The following is a 19,970-nucleotide window of genomic DNA, read 5'->3' on the forward strand; positions in this document are numbered from 1 at the left end:
TCCCAGCAAGGGACATGTCACTTTCGTGGCGTGTCCCTGCCAGCAGGAAAGCAAGACTGAGGCCAACGAGCCACAGTTTCAGGCATTCTGTGGCTCCAGCCAGTCCGAATAGCCGTTTCGGCTTGCCGAACTCCATTCCCGTCACACACTGTCGGCTCGGAAGCAATGCTGAGCGGTAAACGAGATCGGGGGACTCTCATGAAAACCATTGACTTGCCTGCGATCGTCATGCTCGCAGTCCTGTCGACCACATCGCTCGGCAATGCGGCTGATCTCACGCCCCTGGCACCCGAAGCGAAAACGGTCGAGACCCGCAGCGGCTGGGAGTTCACCGTGGCGCCCTACTTCTGGGCTGCCGGAATTTCCGGGAACGTGCGCCAATTCGGGCTTCCCGAGGTCAAGATCGATGCCGATTTTGGCGACATTCTCGACAATCTCGACTTCGCGTTCATGGCTACGGCCGAGGCACGTTATGACCGCTACAGCATTGTCGGAGACATCATCTACGTCAAGCTGGGGGCCGATGCGCACACGCCGCGCGGTATCTTCGCCGATAGCGTCGGAGTGACGGCGGAGACCTTTGCAGGCCTTCTGGGCGTGGGCTACGCCATACTCGAAGATCAGAATGGCCACCTCGACGTGTTCGGCGGCGTGAAAGTCTGGTCGGTGGAGACGGACATCTCATTCAACGGCGGACTTCTGGCCGGAGTGGAACGGGATGACAGCGCCACCTGGGCGGACGCGGTCGTGGGCCTGCGCGGAAACTACTTCTTCACCCCCGAAATCTATGTCACGGGATGGGGGCTGGTGGGCGGCGGCGGCGCCGATGTCGACTGGGACGTGGGTCTCGGCCTCGGCTACAAGTTCAACGACACCATATCGGCAGTGGCCGGATACCGCGCCATAGGTGTCAACTACGAGGACGATGGTTTTGTCTTCGACGTCGTCCAGCAGGGGCCGATCCTAGGGGTGGCCTTCCACTTCTAGTGTAGGCGAACGGATCCGCACAGTTCGAGGTATCACCGCAACTGACGATCTTTGTGCTCGCCTTGGGAGAGCCTGATGTCCTGCAGGAACCGGAACAGGGATCCAGCCAGAAAGCAAAGCGACGCGATGAAAAGCACGGCGGCTCCTGGTTCGTGGCGGTAACCCAAGAATGCCACAACAAAACCGAAGAGGAGTAACAGCGTCACCCCGATCCCGGCAAGGACAGCGAGGTGCAAGGCACTGTTCAAGAGCAGCTCCCGCCGCCTGAGTACGCCGATCTCCTGCTTTAGCCTGGCTCGAACGAGGTCAGCTTCATCGATCTCACGCAGGTTTCTGATCCGCTCGGTAACGGTGGAGATCCGATTGACCAGCACGGCCACCATCGCTGCGACGGCGTTGAGCATGAACGCGGGCGCCACCGCGTGATTGATCATTGTTGAAAGCTGATCGGCCTCGACTGACATCAGGTACCTTCGATCTCGGCGGCACGAACAATGCGCCGCTACGGAATGACATTGACGGCGCGCGCAGCCACGAGCACGAGCGTCAACAGAGCAATAGCACTTTCGATCATCATCAGTCCTTTCGCACGTCTTGTCAGCGGCAGCACGTCGGTGGGACTGAAGGCAGCCGCGGTATTGAACGCGAGGGAAAGATAGTCGACGTAGAGCGGTCGCCAGTCCGGCGGGGCTAGTTCCGGTGCCGAGGTCTGGGGGAAAAGCCAATCGGGTCGTCCCGCCATGCTACGCGCGAGACGCGCTGGACCACCCGCGTCGATCTGCCAGTAGAGCAGCGAGAAGGTGAGGACGTTGGTGATCCAGATCGTAAAGGATGACGTCAACAGCGAAACCGATCTCGTCTCGGGCGGATGCACGGTGATGATCCCGACCATGTCGCCAAGCTCCGCAGCGGTATTCCCCGCATAAACACCGGCGAGCAGCATGATCGCGACATGCTCGACCCGCAGCCACGCGGCATTTTCGCTGGAAAGCGTGACAAGGACCATCGGCACAATGGCTGCCACGAGAACCGCATATGATATCCACCGCGGCAGGGCGTAGACGTGATGCGGCAGCACCTCCAGAAAGGCAAACACCCCGAGGATTGCCAACACCGGAGCCCACCGCGGTTCATCATGATCTGCTTGGGTGAAATCGCTCATCGTTCGGCCCTCTGCGGTTGGGCATACTGATGTAGCGGCCGCCATGTGGCGTCCGCTACAAATGTCGTTATTCGCCTGCGCGTCAGTCGTGACCAGTCTTCATTTCGCGGACCTGCTGCATCACTTGCTCCAGATTATAGCTTGCAGGGCTCTGAAGCGGCGGAAAGTCGATGTAGGTCTCGAGATGCTTCAGCCACAACTGCTGGCCGATGGGCAGGATGTTCCAGTCATAGACATAGGCGGTTGATGGTGACGCGATGGCGCCGCCTGTACCGAAGAGCGTCTTCAACTGTTGTCCGACCGAGGTTTCGAACGGGTCGCGCTTGATGTTGACGACCTGCGTCCAGGCGTAAGGCTGCACGCCGCCGATGAATCCAGCCGGATCGTCTGACACCATGGCGAAGTACATCTTCCAGTTCTTGTAGCGGACAGCAGATGGCTCCTTGCCGGAATAGTACAGGAACGACTCGCGCTTGGATGGCGACTTGCCTTCCAGGAAGTCGCGCTGATCGATCCCGTCGAGCGTGGTCTTGACGATGCCTGGATACTTGCCTGCCTCGATCTCTTTTTTCAGGCCATCGCCCTTGGGACCGCCCGCGATATTCACAAACGTCGGCAGCCAGTCCAGCGCCGAGAACATCTCGTTCTCGACCGTACCGGGCTCGATGTGCCCCGGCCAGCGAACCACGAGCGGTGCACGCATGCCGCCTTCCCAGGTGCTGAGCTTTCCGCCCTTGAACGGAGTGGTGCCGCCGTCCGGGAATGTGATCGTCTCGGCGCCGTTATCGGTGGTGAAGACGACAATAGTATTGTCGAGTTCGCCCATTTCCTCGAGCCTCTTCAAGACGTAGCCGATGTTGTCGTCCATCTGCTTCATCCCGGCTTCGTTGACGCCCCAGTCCTTGCCGCCTTGCTCGCCCACCATGTTCAGGTACTTGTCCGGCAGCACGGTGGTGATGTGCATGCGCGCAGGGTTGTACCAGACGAAGAACGGCTTGTTGGTCTTCTTCGGATCATTGCGGTCGAGGAAATCGATGACCTTGGCCGAGATCTCCTCGTCAATCGTCTTGGAGCGCTCGAGCGTCAGCGGCCCTTCGTCCTTGCATGACTGGTTGGCAGGCGACCCGTCGGAGGATTTGCACGCGAGCATCGGACGCGGCGGCGTCAGGCAGGTCGTGGTTTTTGCATCCACAGCCGCCGGATCGTCCGCTATCCCAGGAATGGGCGTGTTCCTGCAAGGTGGCGCGATCCCTTGCTCGGTTGAGGTCTTGTTGATGTCGGGGAAGCTCACCCCCTGCATGGCGTCGAGGTGATAGAGATAGCCCCAAAACTCCTGGAACCCGTGTGCCGTCGGCAGGGATTCGGTCGTATCTCCGAGATGGTTCTTGCCGAATTCCCCTGTCGAGTAGCCGAGATCGTACAGGAACTTGGCGAGGTGAGGCGTGCCGGCCCGCAGGTAGGACGGACTTCCGGGAATCTCCGGCAGAACCATACCGACACGTACCGGCTGCATGCCGGTGATGAATGCGGTCCGCCCTGCCGTGCAGCTCTGCTCGGCATAGTAGGTCATGAACTTCGCGCCTTCCCGGCCGATACGGTCGATATTGGGGGTTTCACCGACCGCGAGGCCTTGGTGATAGATGCTCGGCTGCATCCATCCGATGTCGTCTCCCATGATGAACAGGATGTTGGGCTTCCTCTCCTCCTGCGCATCTATTGTCGCGGTACTCGCAAGCAGGCTGCCCGCGACCGCCATTGCGGTTGTTATCAGCTTCGTGGTCCGTCTCATTTCGAATGCCTCCCTCTGGGGGCCGCCTCGATGACGGCCAAGGTTGGTTGAAAGACGAGTCAAAGCAAAAGAGGGTTTTCTCGGCGGCGCCCAGTTCACTACCCAATGGGCAGGTCTGCTCCGGTAAAGACGCGGCTCAAGGCCGTAGGTGACCCTCGACTTGCAGAAGAGGACTTCCACTCTTCCAACCATTTTCTACAGTGTATTAGAGGACGCAGATATTGCCCTTTAGGGAATCGCCGTGATCAACCGCTGTGCTTGTCAGCGATGGACGCCGACCGCGACGATGCATTCCTTGCGAGCGCGTCGTGCCTCCTTAAGGGGCTCGAGCGCGATCCTGATGTTTATTGCCTCAACTGGCTTCTGGAAGAGGTATCCACTTCGATCAATACCGCCCCGGCCGGCGGTAATCCCAGCCTTGTCGATCGGCTAGGCGGATCGACGAAACCAGATGCTCTTCTGCAGGCGCAACCAGCTGCGCCTGACGAGGAATTGTTTTCCGTGTACTTCACTCGGGAACTGGCGACCATGCAACGAGGTGTGCTTGAGTTCGCGTAAAAACGTCCACCGATCGCGGCCGCTTGCTGGCATGAAACCGCCCGCTCTTCCATGCAAATTAAACTAGCCCCGCCTGTCGGATCCGGGCGTCACCGACGCCAACGCCGAGAGTCTAAGCGGCTGGAGGAGCTGCATCATTGATCAGCTTTACCAAGCGTTTGATTTTTCGGCGGTTTAATCGATCGCAAAGGGCGGTTCAAATCTTGTCAGGAACGTCAATCTCGATCTGGAGGTCGTCGTCCGCTACGAAGTGGTTCGATTGGCTTTGTGTCATCGGGCACGGGAGCGAAAAGCTCCGAGATATCACATGAAAGAGCCGTTGCAATTTTCTCGAGTGTGACCACTGTCGGGTTTTTGCTGCCGCGTTCGAGGTGCCCCGCGTAAGAGCGCTCGATATCTGCCGTAAGCGCAAGATCATCTTGCGAGATTCCTTTAGAAACTCGCAAACGCCGAAGATTCATCGCAACTCTCTGCCGTGCATCCATGGCGGAAAACACAACATTTGACAACTTATGAAACCACGTATTATAGAACTATGAAAGCAATCTAAGCGTGAATCACCGAACGCAGCACATTGTTGCAGTTTGCTAGCACAAGTGGATGGCCTTCATGGAACTACGCCAACTCTCCTATTTCAAAGCGGTGGCCGAGGAACTGCACTTCGGCCGGGCGGCAGCCAGGATGCACATTGCCCAGCCGGCACTCAGCAATCATGTGATGTCGCTGGAAAGGGAGCTTGGCTGCCCGCTGTTCATCCGCTCGACGCGAAGGGTGGAACTGACCAGGGCAGGGGAAACCTTCTATGATCGCTGTGTGCGGATCTTAAGCGACATCGACCTGACCACCGAACTGACGCGGGCAGCCGGCGGCAGCCGCATCCGCCAGATCAGGATCGGCAGCATCTACCCGGCCACCATGGGCATGCTGCCGACCTTCCTTGCCAAGATCGCCCGCAAGTATCCCGATGTCCGCATCCATATCGCCTCTGGCAATACCGGCGAGATCATCCGCGGCCTGGAGACCGGCCAGCTCAATCTAGGCTTCATCCGGCCGGTGGAAAACATCGGCTCCTTGCGCTTCGTCTCGCTTGCGCATGAGCGCTACTACCTGGCGGTCGGCCATGCCAATCCGCTGGCAGCCAGGGACGAGATCAGCATCGATGATCTGCGCACTCAGAAGATCATCGCCTTCAACCGGCAGAACCTGTCGTTTTCGGAACGCTACTTCAATGAGAAGTTCGCCGAATACGAGCTCACCGCCAACATTGCCTTCAGCTGCGATGACACCTATGCGCTGGTGTCGCTGGTCTCTGCCGGGCTTGGCATCGGCTTTGCCCCGGAATGGACGCTTGATCTACCCAATCGCGGCTTTGAGCTGAAGAAGGTAAGCGGGATCGACTTCCGGATCGGGCTTGGCATTGCCTGGAGCAAGGAGGACCCAACCGCCGGCCGTGATGATATCGTCGACATTGCACGGTCGCTGGCAAGGGCAGGGCGGTAAGGCACCTTCTGCGACCTCGTCGGCGATCACAAAAGCGGCGCAATCGAGATTTTATCGACCCGAAGCGGCGCGACTTGGCCGCAGAACGAGCGGAAAGAGCGGTAGCGCTCTGTCCTGTCTCTAGGGGAATTGTCGGCGGTTGCTTGCGTGATTATCAAGTTGGCCCCGGCGCGAGGGACGAGCACATTTCGGGCCTCATGAGGACGTCATCGGGACGTAATCGCGACCGCTGTCGATCGTTGTGGGCCGGCCATCGAGAGACAACTCGGCGATCCGTGGCTTTGATTGAGCGATAATCTTGCCCCGGCGGATGACCCAAAGCCTGGTGGGCTTGAGCCGTAATGCCTCAATCGGGTCGGCTGCCTGCAGGACAACAAAGTCCGCGTTGCAGCCTTTCATCATGCCATAACCTTCAAGACCCATCGTCTTTGCAGAGTTCAGCGTAAGGGCGTCGAAGATCTTTTTCTTGTCAGCGATGCCGGCCATCTGCGCGACATGGATCGCCATATGTCCGACTTCCAGCATGTCGCCCGAGCCCATCGAATACCAGGGATCCATCACGCAGTCGTGCCCGAAGGAGACGTTAAGCCCGGCATCCATCAGTTCACGCACACGTGTCATGCCGCGGCGCTTGGGATATGTATCGTGCCTGCCCTGTAGCATGATGTTGATCAGGGGATTGGGGATGACATTGATTTCGGCCTCGGCCATCAGCGGGATGAGCTTTGAGACATAGTAGTTGTCCATCGAATGCATCGAGGTAAGGTGGGAACCGGCAACACGCCCCTGAAGGCCGAAACGCACAGTCTGGGCGGCCAGCGTTTCAATGTGACGCGACATCGGATCGTCCGTCTCGTCGCAATGCATGTCGACCGGAAGTCCACGATCAGCGGCGATCCTGCACAGCGCCTCGACAGACGCGCGGCCGTCTTCCATCGTTCGCTCGAAGTGCGGAATACCGCCGACAATGTCGATCCCCATGTCGAGGGCACGGTTCAGCGACTCGACGCCGGCTTCCGCCCGGTAATAGCCATCCTGCGGAAAGGCAACGAGTTGCAAGTCGATGTAGGGCTTTACCCGTTTTCGAACCTCGATCAGAGCCTCGGCGGTTACCAGACGTGGATCGGACGTATCGACGTGGCTTCTGATGGAAAGAAGGCCCTGGCTTACGGCAAGGTCGCAGTAGCGCAGGGCGCGATCGACCAGCGCCTCCTGTGTCAATGACGGACGAAGCTCGCCCCAGAGCGAGATGCCTTCCAGCAGCGTGCCGGAGATGTTCATTCGCGGCAGGCCGAGTGACAGCGTGGCATCCATATGAAAATGGGGATCGACGAAGGGAGGCGTCACCAGCCGGCCCGTTGCATCGATTTCCGTGCCGGCAGACGCCTGGATCTGATGCTCGACGGCAACAATCTTTCCGCTCTCCGCTGCAATGTCTATCCCGGTGCGGCCATCGGGGAGGTTCGCGTTTCTGATGATCAGCTCGAACATTGGGTCTCCTTTTATCGTTCGCCACGGCGATAGGATTGCATCAGGGCCTGAGGAACGCGCGCGCGGCGGGCCATGACGGCAAGCGCCAGGATCGACAGGACATAAGGCGTCATCAGAAAGATCTGGTAGGGGATACCCTGGACGACGGTCTGCAGGCGAAGCTGGAAAGCGTCGAAGAAGGCAAAGAGGAGCGCTCCGAAAAGCGCACGCCCGGGTCTCCAGGATGCAAAGACGACGAGCGCAATGCAGATCCACCCACGACCCTGGACCATGGTCGGGAAGAAGCTGTTGAAGGCTGACAGCGTCAGAAACGCGCCGCCCATGCCCATCAACGCGCTGCCGACGATCACCGCACCATAGCGTATCCGGATCGGATCGACGCCCTGAGCCTCTGCCGCATGCGGGTTTTCGCCGGTCATGCGAATTGCAAGACCAAGCGGCGTGCGAAAGACGACGTAGGCAAGAAGGAGCGCAATGAGGATGGCGAGATAGGTGGGTGCTGTCTGCGTGAAAAAGGCCGGTCCAACAAATGGCACGGTGGAAAGGCCAGGGATGCTGATTGGCTGGAAGGGGACGATCGTTGGCGGTGTGCCGGCCACGGGGACGATCAGACGGAACACATAGTAACTGAAGCTTGAGGCAAACAGGGTCACGCCAAGACCTGAGACATGCTGGGACAGGCCGAGCGTAACGGTCATCGCGGCGTGCAGGAAACCAAACACCATGCCTGCCAGCGCAGCCACAAAGAGACCGGTCCAAAGGTCAGCGCCATGATAGACCGCAAGCCAGCCGATCATCGCGCCGAAGGTCATGATGCCCTCGATGCCGAGGTTGAGAACGCCGGCTCGTTCGCACAGAAGTGCGCCAAGAGTGCCAAAGATCAGAGGAGTGGCAATTCGAAGGATCGCTGCCCACAAGCCCGCCGATGAGATGATGTCGACAATAACGTTCATCGCCGGATCCTGTATTGGGTGAAGAACAGGGCAACGAGCATCGTCAGGAGCGACAGCGCTACCGTTACATCAGCGATGTAGGTTGGTATGGCGAGGCTGCGGCTCATGCCGTCGGCACCGACGAACATGGTTGCCGTGAAAAGTGCCGCGAGCACGACGCCGAGCGGGTTCAGGTTGGCGAGCATCGCGACGACGATTCCTGAATAGCCGAAGCCAGGAGACAGATCCGTGGTGACGTAGCCCTTGACGCCGAGGACCTCGATTGCGCCCGCAAGTCCCGCAAGTCCCCCGGAAAGGCAGGCAACCTTGACCAGGGTCCGCGTCAGCGGCACGCCGGCAAACGCTGCACCCTGCGGACTGAGGCCAGCAGCGCGTGACTGCATGCCAAAGACCGTCCTCGTCTGCAGGAAATGGATGATGACAGCAAGGACGATCGCAATCAGTAGGCCGATATGGAGCCGCGAGCGCGCAACCAGCTTCGGCAGCATGGCATGATCGACCACTGACTGCGACTGCGGCCACCCAAAGGCCATTGGATCCTTCAGCACGCCGTTGATCAGCATGGAGACAAAAAGCAGCGCGATAAAGTTGATCAGGAGGCTGGTCACCACCTCATCAACAGAGAAGCGCAGTCTGAGCCACAGCGGGATGAGGATCAGTACCATGCCCGCAACAGCACCGATCAATAGCAAGGCCGGAATGAGGATCGGGCCCGGCAGGCCTGCCAGCATGTTGGAGCCGCAGGCGGCGACTGCGATAGCGCCGACGTAGAACTGGCCTTCCGCGCCGATATTCCAAAGCCTCGCCCGAAAGGCCGTCGCGGCGGCAAGACCGGTCAGGATAAGGGGCGTCGCCCGGGTCAAGGTCTCGGTCGCCGAGAGACGTGAGCCGAAGGCGCCAATCAGGATGCGCCGATAGGCTTCCAGGACCGGCGCGCCGGCGATTGCGATCAGAATGCCGGCAAGCAGAAGTGCTGAGACGACGGCAGCGATCGGTGAACCGACCAGGAGATAGACCGGCCGATGCTCGCGGCGTTCAAGGCGCATGTCTGATCTCCGTAGGTGTCTCACTCCAGTCGCCCGCCATCATCAGGCCCAGGCGGCGTGCATCGACGTCTCCCGCGTCGACCGGTGGCGACAGCCTGCCACCAACAATCGCCTGGATGCGGTCAGCAAGCGCGATCACTTCATCAAGATCCTCGGAGATCAACAACACCGCAGTACCCTGCCTGCGGGCTTCAAGGATCCGGGCGTGGACGGCGGCAACTGCGCCCTCGTCGAGACCGCGTGCCGGCTGGGCGGCGATCAAAATACGGGGGCGCTGCTGCAGATTCCTGCCGAGGATAAGCTTTTGCATGTTCCCACCCGACAGGAGGCGGGTACGGCTGCGCGGCGCACCACCTCTCACGTCAAAAGCATCGATGATCTCCCGGGCAAACGTCATGCCTGCCTTGCGGTCCACCATTCCAGCCCGGGAGAAAGCGGGAAGACGCTCGAGCACGACGTTTTCCCATATCGCCATTTCGCCGATCGCCCCTTCCTTGTTTCGGTCTTCGGGAATGCGGCCGATGTCAGCTGCTACGACGTCCGCCACGTCGAGATTGCCGACATTTTTTCCGAACAGGATGAGGTCACCCGCCGTGCGGGACAGCACGCCGGACAACAAGGCTGCCAAGGGCGCCTGGCCGTTGCCGGAAACGCCGATGATCCCGAGCACCTCGCCTTCGCTGAGTTGGAAGTTGATGCTCTTCAGCCTGTCAACCCCGGCAACTCTGGAGGTGATGCCAACGCCTTTGAGGACAACCACGCCGGGTGTCGAGGGTTCGCGAACGGGGCGGCTGACCCGGTGGCCCACCATCAGTTCAGCGAGTTCGGCCTTGCTGGTTTCCGACTGAAGACGCTCGGCGACCATCTTGCCGCCGCGCAGCACGACAATCCGGTCGGCCGCGGCCATGACCTCATCCAGCTTGTGGGAGATGAAGATCACCGACAATCCCTGACGGGCCATCTCCTTCAACGTCGAGAACAGCCTTTCGGCCTCGATATTGGTGAGAACGGCGGTGGGTTCGTCGAGGATCAGGATTCGAGCATCGTTGAAAAGCGCCTTGAGAAGCTCGACCCGTTGTTGCTCCCCGACCGAAAGATCACCGAGGCGCTCGTCAGGATCGACCTTGAGGCCGAAACGATCCGAAATAGAAAGGAGCTTCCTGCGCGCGGCATTTGTACTCGAGCGCAACGCCCAGAGTTTCTGCGTTCCGGTCATGATGTTCTCGATGACCGTGAGATTTGGCGCGAGCGAGAAATGCTGGTGCACCATGCCGACGCCAGCCCGGATTGCCTCGCGGGGCCTCCCCGGCGGCAGCTCACGGCCGTGGATCACTATCCGGCCGGTGTCTGGCACGTAGTGGCCAAAGAGAATGCTCATCAACGTCGTCTTGCCGGCGCCATTCTCTCCAAGAAGTGCGATAATTTCTCCTTCCTTCAGCGACAGCGAAATGTCGTCGTTGGCAAGGTTGTCGCCGAACCGCTTTGAGACACGGGAGATATCGAGCACGGTGGTCATGCAGCCGATTCCGCAATTGGGAAGGGATGTTGCCACCTTCCTTCGGCTTCCAGTCTGAAGGCAAGCGACAGGAGCTGCAGATCGCGGCCGATTGGCGCCATCAGCTGGAGCGGTAGCGGCAGGCCGGCGGCATCTGATCCGAAAGGAAGCGTCAAGGCAGGGACCCCCGAGACATTGGCGAGTGGCGCGAGCGGCGCGAAGGCAGCCATGCGTTCGAAATGCAGCTCGGTGTCGGCATGATCCGATGGGAACGAACCGACCGCAAGGGGTGCCGACGACAGCATTGGGGACAGAAGGCAATCAACCCTGTCGAACAGGGCCCACATATGATGGCTGACGAGAACAGCCTTGTTCAGCGATGCCCACAGGGCGGCGGCAGGCATCGCGCTGCCCTGTTCGGCGACTGCCTGTGTCAGGCGCTCGGCCATTGCCATGTCGAGGCCAAGATCCTGGACCAGGTTGAACAGGTTGACGGCGACTATGTCCTCGAAAACGCGCGCGCTGTCTCCTACGGCGGTTTCAAGATCACTCCACCGTAGACGGACGATCTCGTGGCCGTCGATCTCGAGCGCAGTGGCCGCCGCCTCGACAGCATCCAGCCGGTCAGCGGCGGTTGGAAACCGCACGCCGGTATCCGTCAAGAGACCGATCTTCATGCGGGTCGAAGGGGGGGCCGTCATGGACACATCTGGAAAAGGGCCGCGCGCTTTACCGCTCAACGCTGTGAGAGCGAGCTCGGTGTCCCGGACCGAGCGCGTCACGACGAATTCGCTCGCGATGCCACCGAGATGATTACCGAACGAAGGACCCGCTGGCATGGCGCCCCGGCTGGGCTTCAGGCCAACCAGGCCGCAGCAGGCGGCGGGAACCCGAATGGAACCGCCAGCGTCGGTCGCATGTGCTGTTGAAACGATGCCGGCGGCAACAGCTGCGGCGGCACCACCCGATGAACCGCCAGCAGTTCGCGATCGGTCATGCGGATTTCGACAGACCGGACCAATCGTTGGCTCACTTGCGAGCGACAGCCCGAATTCGGGACTCGTGGTCAGCCCAAACAGGCAAAAGCCGGCCGCGCGGAACCGCACCGCAAGCTCGGAATCCGCATCGCCGGAGTCTCGCTTGAAAAGACGTGAACCGGCTGCAACCGGCAGTCCCTTGAACGGACCGCCAAGATCCTTGGCAAGCGTCGGCACCCCACCAAACGCACGCGCAGTAAAACGGATCGGGGCCGACCGACGCTCGTCGTCGGCCGCCTGGGCTGCCGCCATCCCCATGGTCGCATCAAGATGAGTGATGGCACCAAGACTGGAAAGGCGGGTGGCAGCGGCCAGGGACAGCCGCATCGCCTCCGTTGCGGTCAGTTGGCCGGAACGGATCAGTTCCGAAACGTCGGTGGCGTCTACTGGCCGTTTGCCGGGCATGGATCGGCCGAATTACTTGGGCTGTTCCATGTTCTGCGGCACCTCAAACTTGCCGGCCTTGATGTCGGCGCGCTTGGCTTCCATGGCCGCTTCCGCGTCTGCCGGTGCCACGCCCTTCACAAAGACGATGTCGCTTCCGCCTTCCTTCATCAGGCCGAAGGCCGTGTAGTTGCGGCCGACTGGCTTGCCCGCAGCCACATCGGCAATCGCCGCATTCAGAATGGGCCGGAATCCCCAGAGGGCATTCGCAAAGACGGTGTCGGGATAGCGCGGGGTATAGTCTATCAGTGATCCGACAGCCTTGATCTTGCGTTCCTTGGCTGCATCGGCAGTGCCGATGCGCTCGCCAAACAGGATGTCCGCACCAGCATCGATCTGGGCAAGGCCCGCCTCGCGCGCCTTCGGCGGATCGAAGAATGTCCCAATAAAGGCAACGAGATGCTTGCAGTCAGGATTGACCGATTTGACACCTTCGGCGAAGGCGTTGATCAGCATGTTGACCTCGGGAATAGGCATGGCACCAACGGAGCCGACCACGTTCGACTTGGTCATCTTGCCTGCCAACATTCCCGCGAGATAGGCGCCGTCGTAATTCCAGGTGCCGAAGACGCCGAAATTGCTGCCTTCTTCCTTGCCGCTCGATCCAAGAACGAAGGCCGTGTCGGGGTAGTCGGCGGCCACCTGGCGCGCTTCCTTTTCGACAGCATAGGCTTCGCCGATGATCAGCTTGTTTCCTTGCTCGGCATATTCGCGCATGGCGCGGGGATAGTCGGTCCCGGAAACGCCTTCTGAAAATACATATTCAATCACGCCTTCCTTGGCGGCGTCCTGCAAGGCCTTGTGAAGACAGGAATTCCAGGCGTTCTCGACAGGCGAGGCATGGATGCCTGCCACCTTCAACGGGGCGGCGGCGCGGGCGATCGGCGCCAACCCGCTGACGCCCAGGGCAATGCCCGAGGCCATGAGCGCGCGACGTGACATGAGAAGGTCTTTTGTCATGATTGTTCCCCTTTTTTTACCGTTTGGTTCAAAAACATATGGAGGGGCTAAAAAAGTGTCAAGCGAGGTCCGGGTTTAAAAAATGGGCATAGCCAATCGCGGTCGGCAACATCGTGTGTTGCCGTCGGGCTGGCGGTTCTAGTGCTGCTGATGCGCCTGGGGTTTTCGTTGCGGAGCCAGCTGTTGGACCCACAGACGAGGTGACTTGCCGCCGCGACGCTTACCGGGCCGGAAGGGTCGTCGATGAACTGAATGCAATGGAGCAAGTTATCCTTCGTGCCGGCTCCGCCGTCGCGTCCTCAGCGCCCCCGATCGGCCCATGATGTCGCGGGCGTGCTCAGAAGCTAACGGGCGATGGGATGATGATGCTCACGTCTCGCCGGGAAGGATATGTGATGCCTCTGGACGCCATGACACCCAGATCCGCCCGCCAGCTGGTTTTGGGCCGGGCTGATGATCGACCGCGCCCATTCTCGGTATGGCCGTCCGCCTTGAGGGGGCGAGGAAGCCGAAAAAGAACGTGCTCCCGGTGCTGGACGAGTTTGTCCGTCTCGGCCGGATGTAAAAGCTGATCAATATCGCCAACGTCGCCGCCGGCTGCGGCATCGAAGCGCTGTTTATCACCCAGGATAAAGGCCAGATCGAAAGCGTCTATGGCAAGGGCGACACCGCCAACGTTCTCGGCTCCTGCGTCACCACCCGCATTTTCGGTCTTGGCCGCGCCGAGTTCGAAAACCGCCAATTGGGCCGCGAATGCGCTTGGCGATCAGACGGTGCTGACCCGCACCAAACAATCGTCCGCAAAATTCGGCGAGAGCCGCAAGACTTCGACCGCCGAGCAGCGCCAGAAGCTGATGACCGCCGATCAGATCCTGGAAATGAAAACGGGTAAGATGCTATTGCTGGCGCGATCAAAACCGCCGGCCATGGTGGACGCGATAGTGTCGCACCGGCACCCGGCATATCGGGGGAAGCTGAATCGGAATCCGATGTTGTGATTTAGTCTGCAAGGCTTTCAGTAGGATAGGAACCGCTGCCATTCCCAATCAGCGGGGCCATAACTCCCAATCGGCCGAGGTTTCCCGGCACCGCATCGGCTCCATCTGAATTTCCCGATCGGGAATTTTTCCAAACACAGATCATCCGGCGCTAATGATTTTCCCGATCGGGAAAATTTTACTCGACAGGGCGGCTGATGTGCTGTTATTTTCCCGATCGGGAAATAAAGATGGCAAAACAAGTCAGAAGTCCAGCCGATATCGGCGCCCTAGTACGCAGCGCACGCAAGGAGCAAAACTTGCGACAGGACGAGCTTGCCGGGGTCTCTGGAGTTGGCCTCAGGTTCATTGTGGACCTCGAAGCCGGCAAGCCGACAGCTCAGATAGGAAAGGTTTTGCAGGTTCTGCAAACGCTGGGTTGTTCGATTGATATTCTAGCCCCTGGTGAACGTAGAAAATGACGGTTAGGGTCCTCAATGTCTGGTGGGGTGGTCGCATTGTCGGGCAATTCACCCAAGATAAGCATGGCGATATCGGCTTCGCATACGCTGAAGCTTGGCTTGATGACGAAAAGACGCCTCCACTGTCGGCCTCACTTCCGAAGCGTCCACAACGTTTTTCTCGCCGTGAATGCCGGCCATTTTTCGGCGGCCTGCTGCCAGAAGAAAGCCAGCGTCTTGTTGCTGCGCAGGCGTTGGGTGTTTCACCTGCCAACGACTTCGCGCTTCTTGATCGCTTGGGCGGCGACGTCGCCGGCGCGATTCAGCTTTTGCCTGAAGATCAGGAACCCACCGGGGCAGAACCGATTGCGGATCAGCAAACGGCACCTCTGGATGAGGCAGGAATCGTTCGGATATTGGACGCACTTCCGACACGGCCGCTATTGGCCGGCCAGGAAGGCTTGAGGCTATCGCTTGCGGGCGCCCAATCAAAAGTTCCAGTTGTTCTAGTCGATGGCCAAGTCGCTCTACCGCTTCCAGGCCGGGCGACTACGCACATCTTGAAACCGCCAATTGCGCGCTTTCCGGGGACCAGCGAGAATGAGGCCTTCGTGATGAGGCTTGCGGCCGCAATCGGGCTTGACGTTGCTCCGGTCGAACCGAGGTCCGCGAATGGTCGCCCTTTCCTTTTGGTCGAGCGATACGATCGCTACTATGATGCCGACGGTGTGGTTCGCCGCATCCATCAGGAAGACTTTTGCCAAGCACTCGGTGTGCCACCTGAAACTAAGTATGCAAGCGAGGGCGGGCCGACCTTTAGGGATTGTTTTGAGTTATTGCGGCGGGTATCTGAGCGGCCGGGTCCGGATATCGCAAAGCTTTTGGACGCTGCGATTTTCAATCTCATTGTCGGAAATGCGGATGCCCACGGCAAGAATTTCTCGATCCTTTATGATGATCGAGGACCGCGAATGGCTCCGCTGTACGATCTGCTATCCACGGTGGCCTATCCAGACCTTTCTCCGAAAATGGCTATGCGAATCGGCAAACGCGCAACGCTTTCGGAAATGGACGCCGCTGGTTGGCAGGCTTTCTCGAAGGAGACAGGTGTCGGCTTACTCTTAGTACGCCGTCGGGTGAAAGAACTATCAGATTCCATAGGGGACGCGATTCCCCGATTATCAGAAAATATGTCTCCACTTGCCACAAATGCTGTGACGTTCAATCACGTAGCCGATTCGATCGCAGACCGTGCCAAACTCGTTGCCCTGAGCATCTAACTCAACAGCGCCAACCATCTCCACAGACATAATCCAAATATTGAGTTGCGACCCCGGTCGCAGTGCGCGCGGCCGGCTTGCGGTGAAACCTCCTAAAACCAGGCATAGCTGCAGAGCAGCGTCGCGCGAGGGCATTGCCAAGGTGAAAAGGGTGACGACGTCCCGAACCTGGCCACGCTCAGAGAGGCAGTTCGCGAGCACACGGACGCGTTCCTTGTTGCCACCGACATGATTGATGAAGATCAGCGGGAGGCTACGCCGGGGATGCGCGAGCAGCCCTAGCGGACAGCGGTTCAAACGTCGGCACCTCTTGGAGGACGTCAACGCCCGCGATAGTGTGCGAAAGAGTCTGGCTGGGGGCTGAATGGATACGCTCAACATCGCGTCGCTTGTATTCTTCATCGTGGTGTGGATTGCGATTGAGCCGCTATTGGCTCTCGGGTGGCCACGGCCCAACGATAGCTTGTCCGTGGATATGGTGCGGGTCCGAGCCGCGTGGATGCGCGAGACGCTGACCCGCGACAACAATTTCATCGGCGACGCCGCGATCCTGGGCCACACGATCAATTCCGCGTCCTTCTTCGGCCCAGCAAATCTGATCGTGATCGTCGGCCTCAGCGGCGCTTTGTTCATGGAGCCCAACTACGGAAACGGTAACGGGCTGATCGCTATGTTTGCGGCCAAGGACCCCGCGTGGCTCTTTCAAACCAAGGTATTGCTGATCATCGCCACACTCCTCAGATGACTATCGGATTTCATCTGGGCGGTGAGGCAGCTGAACTACTGTCTGGCCGCAATCGGCGCCAACCCGTCGCGACAAGAAGAGCGCGACATCGCGGCCTGGACCGAGGCGCTCACGCTGGTCCTGAACCCGGCGCTCCGATCATTTAGCGTCGGCGTGAGGTCGTACTACTTCACTGTAGCGGCGGTGCTCGGCACCGGCACCTGGGCCGATGTATTTGGATACTGGTCCCTTTTCTTGTTCTGCGCGGGCCTTTGCGCTTTCGGGGCTCTCGCCCTTACAATAAAGTCGAGTTCCTTCGCGCCTGGCACGCGCGAGCTGTAGGTGTCGGTCCGTGAAGTGCACCCCGATTTTTGCTCAGCGGGAGCTGGAATTTTCCCGGGTTCAGGCTCAGTTCGGCGGGGGTGAAGGCTCGGGGAACGCAGGTGGATTGCGGTCACCATCTCGAAATCCCAAAGCTGTGTGAATCTGGCTGACTACCGCCGCACCTTCGCCCACAGCTGCTGCCACCCTCTTGGTGGAGCCTGCTCTTACATCTCCAATGGCAAAAATGTTCGGTATGCTGGTTTCGAGGGCCAGAGCTGCGCGGCCCACCTCTTGTTCGACGAAGGGATCGAAAGCAGATCCCGTCACGATGAATCCGGCGCGGTCCGTAGCAATGTGCGGGCATAGCCAGCCGGTGTTAGGGTCAGCACCAATGAACATGAAAAGCTGGCGGACTTCGAATTCCGTCTCTCTTGCGGACTTCAAGTTTCTGATCGTCACTGCCAGAAGCGACGCATCCCCCGATAAGGAGGCTACCTCGCACCCGACGTGCATTACGACATTCGGGAGGGCGGCAATCCGCTCAATCAGGTAGGTCGACATCGTATCGGCGAGGTCTCTTCGGATCACCAGATGGAGACGGCTGACCTTGGGGGCCAAATAGGCGATTGCCTGACCAGCAGAGTTGCCGCCACCGACGACGACAATATCCCGGTTCTCACACCACTTTGCTTCGATGGGCGTTGCCCAGTACGACACCCCGGCACCCTCGAAGTCTGAGACATTCGAGATACTTGGTCTGCGATATCGTGCTCCAGATGCAACCACGACCGTTCTCGCCATTATTGCTCGCCGGTCGGTCGTGCGGAGATTGATTAGACCATCGCGCCGACTGCCGGGAACAGGCGGTGACATCTCAGAAATTCTCAAGGGCAGGGCAACTTCGGCGCCGAACTTCAGGGCCTGATTGAGTGCTCGACCGGCCAGGGCTTGGCCCGAGATGCCGGTCGGAAAGCCCAAGTAGTTTTCGATGCGGGAAGAACTGCCTGCTTGTCCTCCTGCGGAACGCTCGTCCAGGACGATAACGCTCAGGCCTTCAGAGGCGGCATAGACCGCCGCAGCCAGTCCTGAGGGACCAGCCCCGACGATCGCAGTGTCGTACACCATCTCCGGGTCCAGCTCCGGTGTAATCCCCAGACAGCATGCTACCTCCGCGTCGGTGGGCTTTTTCAGGACAGTCCCGTTTGGGCAGACCATGACCGGTAGATCGCTGTCCTGGATACCCAGGCGCTCCACCAGATCGTGACCCTCGCCCTCGCTGGAGGCATCGACCACGACGTAGGGATATCCGCTCCGGGAGAGGAAGATTTGAAGGGCACGCAGATCCGATTTTCCGTCGTGTCCAATCAGCACGGTGCCGGAATTCCCGGTGTCGATCAGCGCGACGCGCCGAAGAATGTAGGCCCGCATGATGATTTCGCCGACCTCGGCCGAGCCGATGATGAGCGCCTTGACGTGCGTGGCGTCAAAGGGGATGGCGACGCAACCATGGTGGCCAGCCCGTGAAGCCGCCATAGCAGGCCGTCCCGACAATTGATTGAGTTCGCCTGAGAAGTGGCCCACCCCATGCGACACGATTGCGGTCTCCGAGTGGGAGCCAATTCTCCCGAAGACATCAAGCCGCCCAGAAAGGACTAGCCAAGCCGGGACTTGCCGGTCACCAATCGATGAGACCTGTTCTCCGGGACCAAACGTCTTTGGCTCTCCGCTGGCGAATCTCTTGGCTACTTCTATCTGCAACGGGGTCAGGACGGGAAACAGCTGGGCTTGGCGAGAGTGGACGTCCATGCACTCAACCTCCTGTCTAATAAAACTGCGGAATCGGTCCGACCTGAGGGGTCTGATCAGGAAGGTCAATCATTGTCCCATCCACGTAGCACCAACCCCAGCCTTCCGGCGGATCGTAGCCTTCGATGATGGGATGGCCCGTGCTCCGGAAATGCGCCGTCGCATGCTTGCCTATTGATTGATCGCAACATCCAACGTGTCCGCATTCACGGCATAGTCGCAAGTGGACCCAAGCTTGTCCGATTGCCAGGCATTCTTCACACCCCATGGTCTTGGGCTTGACGGATTGAACGGAGTTCTGATGGCTGCAACGCGTCATTTGAAATCCTATCCTATCGTTGGATCTCAGGTAACATACCTGAGAACGCTACTTTGGACAGTCATACGCAAGGGTTATGGTGAGCGCTTCACTTGCCGTCCATCGAACTGAGCCGGGTTAGATTGCCTCACTCGACCGTGTGCTTCCGATTTGAAACGTAAGAATGCAGAAATTGCGAAAGACGAGCGCTTTTTGGTGAAGATTATGGGCAATCCCACGTTGGCTTTGCGGGTAAAGCCTTGGCCACGCGATTGGCAGTTCAGCACATGGCAAACGGGGGTAAAGTCGCGACGCAGCGCGAAGCGGTGAACATATTTGCCCGCCCCTGGTCGCCGCCTTGACAAGCGTGTGGTTGAAAGTCGCTGCTTGCGGATAAATTTTACTGTTGTTGTTTCGGCTGCCGCGTCTCGCGCGGCAGCCTTCAATTAAAGTGCGCGGAGATCTTCAGCCGCTGTTTTACCCGAACGCCGATCCTGCTTCGGTTCGTAACTGACTTTCTGACCATCCTTGAGGCCTGAAAGCCCGGAACGCTCTACTGCCGAGATGTGCACGAACACATCCGGAGAGCCATTATCGGGGGCGATGAAACCATAGCCCTTTTCAGAGTTGAACCATTTCACTGTACCAGTAGCCAATGTAAGTCCTCGGTTGATTTGC

General features: G+C 59.3%; 19 protein-coding genes and 2 pseudogenes. 8 read left to right on the top strand and 13 right to left on the bottom strand.

The features are described 5' to 3' along the window. Positions 1 to 198 precede the first annotated feature (198 nt). On the top strand, positions 199 to 987 hold the full coding sequence (locus AS026_RS38360; RefSeq protein ID WP_062376330.1) for a hypothetical protein: 789 nt from the start codon (positions 199 to 201) through the stop codon (positions 985 to 987). Positions 988 to 1,019: 32 nt separating this feature from the next. Here the strand turns inward: AS026_RS38360 and AS026_RS38365 are convergent, their stop codons facing one another. The 3 genes from AS026_RS38365 to AS026_RS38375 form a co-directional block, all read right to left on the bottom strand. Then, positions 1,020 to 1,451, bottom strand: coding sequence for a DUF2721 domain-containing protein (locus tag AS026_RS38365; RefSeq protein ID WP_062376332.1), 432 nt, complete (start codon positions 1,449 to 1,451; stop codon positions 1,020 to 1,022). Between the two features lie 38 nt (positions 1,452 to 1,489). Further along, positions 1,490 to 2,149: a hypothetical protein gene (locus AS026_RS38370; protein ID WP_062376334.1), complete on the bottom strand. Its 660-nt coding sequence runs from the start codon at positions 2,147 to 2,149 to the stop codon at positions 1,490 to 1,492. An 82-nt stretch (positions 2,150 to 2,231) separates the two neighbouring features. After that, entirely contained in the window at positions 2,232 to 3,905 is a 1,674-nt protein-coding gene (locus AS026_RS38375) for an arylsulfatase (protein WP_062376362.1), read from the bottom strand. A gap of 300 nt (positions 3,906 to 4,205) precedes the next feature. Here AS026_RS38375 and AS026_RS38380 point away from each other — a divergent pair, with 300 nt between their 5' ends. Then, positions 4,206 to 4,496: a hypothetical protein gene (locus AS026_RS38380; protein WP_062376336.1), complete on the top strand. Its 291-nt coding sequence runs from the start codon at positions 4,206 to 4,208 to the stop codon at positions 4,494 to 4,496. A gap of 215 nt (positions 4,497 to 4,711) precedes the next feature. Here the strand turns inward: AS026_RS38380 and AS026_RS40845 are convergent, their stop codons facing one another. Continuing rightward, a complete protein-coding gene (locus tag AS026_RS40845) occupies positions 4,712 to 4,981 on the bottom strand; it encodes a helix-turn-helix domain-containing protein (protein WP_082728691.1) in 270 nt (89 codons plus the stop codon). Positions 4,982 to 5,105: 124 nt separating this feature from the next. On the opposite strand from AS026_RS40845, the gene AS026_RS38385 reads away from it, so the two are divergent. Next, positions 5,106 to 5,996: a LysR family transcriptional regulator gene (locus tag AS026_RS38385; RefSeq protein WP_062376364.1), complete on the top strand. Its 891-nt coding sequence runs from the start codon at positions 5,106 to 5,108 to the stop codon at positions 5,994 to 5,996. A gap of 195 nt (positions 5,997 to 6,191) precedes the next feature. Here the strand turns inward: AS026_RS38385 and AS026_RS38390 are convergent, their stop codons facing one another. From AS026_RS38390 to AS026_RS38415, 6 genes are read right to left on the bottom strand one after another with little or no spacing between them, the layout of a single operon-like run. After that, a complete protein-coding gene (locus tag AS026_RS38390; RefSeq protein WP_062376338.1) occupies positions 6,192 to 7,487 on the bottom strand; it encodes an amidohydrolase family protein in 1,296 nt (431 codons plus the stop codon). 11 nt (positions 7,488 to 7,498) lie between these two features. Then, the gene (locus AS026_RS38395) at positions 7,499 to 8,440 is read right to left on the bottom strand and encodes an ABC transporter permease (protein ID WP_062376340.1); all 942 of its coding nucleotides are present in this window, start codon (positions 8,438 to 8,440) and stop codon (positions 7,499 to 7,501) included. After that, positions 8,437 to 9,486: an ABC transporter permease gene (locus tag AS026_RS38400; RefSeq protein ID WP_018860270.1), complete on the bottom strand. Its 1,050-nt coding sequence runs from the start codon at positions 9,484 to 9,486 to the stop codon at positions 8,437 to 8,439. Before AS026_RS38400 ends, AS026_RS38395 begins: the two co-directional genes overlap by 4 nt. Next, a complete protein-coding gene (locus AS026_RS38405; RefSeq protein WP_062376342.1) occupies positions 9,476 to 11,002 on the bottom strand; it encodes an ABC transporter ATP-binding protein in 1,527 nt (508 codons plus the stop codon). Before AS026_RS38405 ends, AS026_RS38400 begins: the two co-directional genes overlap by 11 nt. Continuing rightward, complete coding sequence (locus AS026_RS38410) at positions 10,999 to 12,423, bottom strand: amidase (RefSeq protein WP_062376344.1); 1,425 nt, start codon at positions 12,421 to 12,423, stop codon at positions 10,999 to 11,001. The genes AS026_RS38405 and AS026_RS38410 overlap by 4 nt, the downstream gene beginning before the upstream one ends. Positions 12,424 to 12,435: 12 nt before the next feature. Beyond that, entirely contained in the window at positions 12,436 to 13,422 is a 987-nt protein-coding gene (locus AS026_RS38415; protein ID WP_018860273.1) for a BMP family protein, read from the bottom strand. Between the two features lie 773 nt (positions 13,423 to 14,195). Here AS026_RS38415 and AS026_RS40850 point away from each other — a divergent pair. The 5 genes and pseudogenes from AS026_RS40850 (at position 14,196) to AS026_RS38440 (ending at position 17,206) form a co-directional block, all read left to right on the top strand. Then, positions 14,196 to 14,420 carry a hypothetical protein gene (locus tag AS026_RS40850; protein ID WP_342587582.1) on the top strand — a complete coding sequence of 75 codons (225 nt, stop codon included), beginning with the start codon at positions 14,196 to 14,198 and terminating at the stop codon, positions 14,418 to 14,420. 230 nt (positions 14,421 to 14,650) lie between these two features. Next, complete coding sequence (locus tag AS026_RS38430) at positions 14,651 to 14,881, top strand: helix-turn-helix transcriptional regulator (RefSeq protein ID WP_018859659.1); 231 nt, start codon at positions 14,651 to 14,653, stop codon at positions 14,879 to 14,881. After that, the gene (locus AS026_RS38435) at positions 14,878 to 16,140 is read left to right on the top strand and encodes a type II toxin-antitoxin system HipA family toxin (protein WP_062376351.1); all 1,263 of its coding nucleotides are present in this window, start codon (positions 14,878 to 14,880) and stop codon (positions 16,138 to 16,140) included. The genes AS026_RS38430 and AS026_RS38435 overlap by 4 nt, the downstream gene beginning before the upstream one ends. Before the next feature lie 138 nt (positions 16,141 to 16,278). Beyond that, a pseudogene (locus tag AS026_RS44735) lies at positions 16,279 to 16,422 on the top strand (DUF2934 domain-containing protein); the annotation flags it as partial. Positions 16,423 to 16,504: 82 nt separating this feature from the next. Next, positions 16,505 to 17,206: pseudogene (locus AS026_RS38440) on the top strand (DUF599 domain-containing protein). A gap of 66 nt (positions 17,207 to 17,272) precedes the next feature. Here the strand turns inward: AS026_RS38440 and AS026_RS38445 are convergent. The 3 genes from AS026_RS38445 to AS026_RS38450 all read right to left on the bottom strand — a co-directional run bounded on the left by AS026_RS38445 (position 17,273) and on the right by AS026_RS38450 (position 19,948). Continuing rightward, a complete protein-coding gene (locus AS026_RS38445) occupies positions 17,273 to 18,994 on the bottom strand; it encodes an NAD(P)/FAD-dependent oxidoreductase (protein WP_062368752.1) in 1,722 nt (573 codons plus the stop codon). Between the two features lie 16 nt (positions 18,995 to 19,010). After that, positions 19,011 to 19,313: a UBP-type zinc finger domain-containing protein gene (locus AS026_RS40855; RefSeq protein WP_082728431.1), complete on the bottom strand. Its 303-nt coding sequence runs from the start codon at positions 19,311 to 19,313 to the stop codon at positions 19,011 to 19,013. Positions 19,314 to 19,738: 425 nt separating this feature from the next. Further along, positions 19,739 to 19,948: a cold-shock protein gene (locus tag AS026_RS38450; RefSeq protein ID WP_062368753.1), complete on the bottom strand. Its 210-nt coding sequence runs from the start codon at positions 19,946 to 19,948 to the stop codon at positions 19,739 to 19,741. Positions 19,949 to 19,970 lie beyond the last annotated feature (22 nt).

It is taken from the genome of Rhizobium altiplani, assembly GCF_001542405.1.
Lineage (GTDB): Bacteria > Pseudomonadota > Alphaproteobacteria > Rhizobiales > Rhizobiaceae > Rhizobium > Rhizobium altiplani.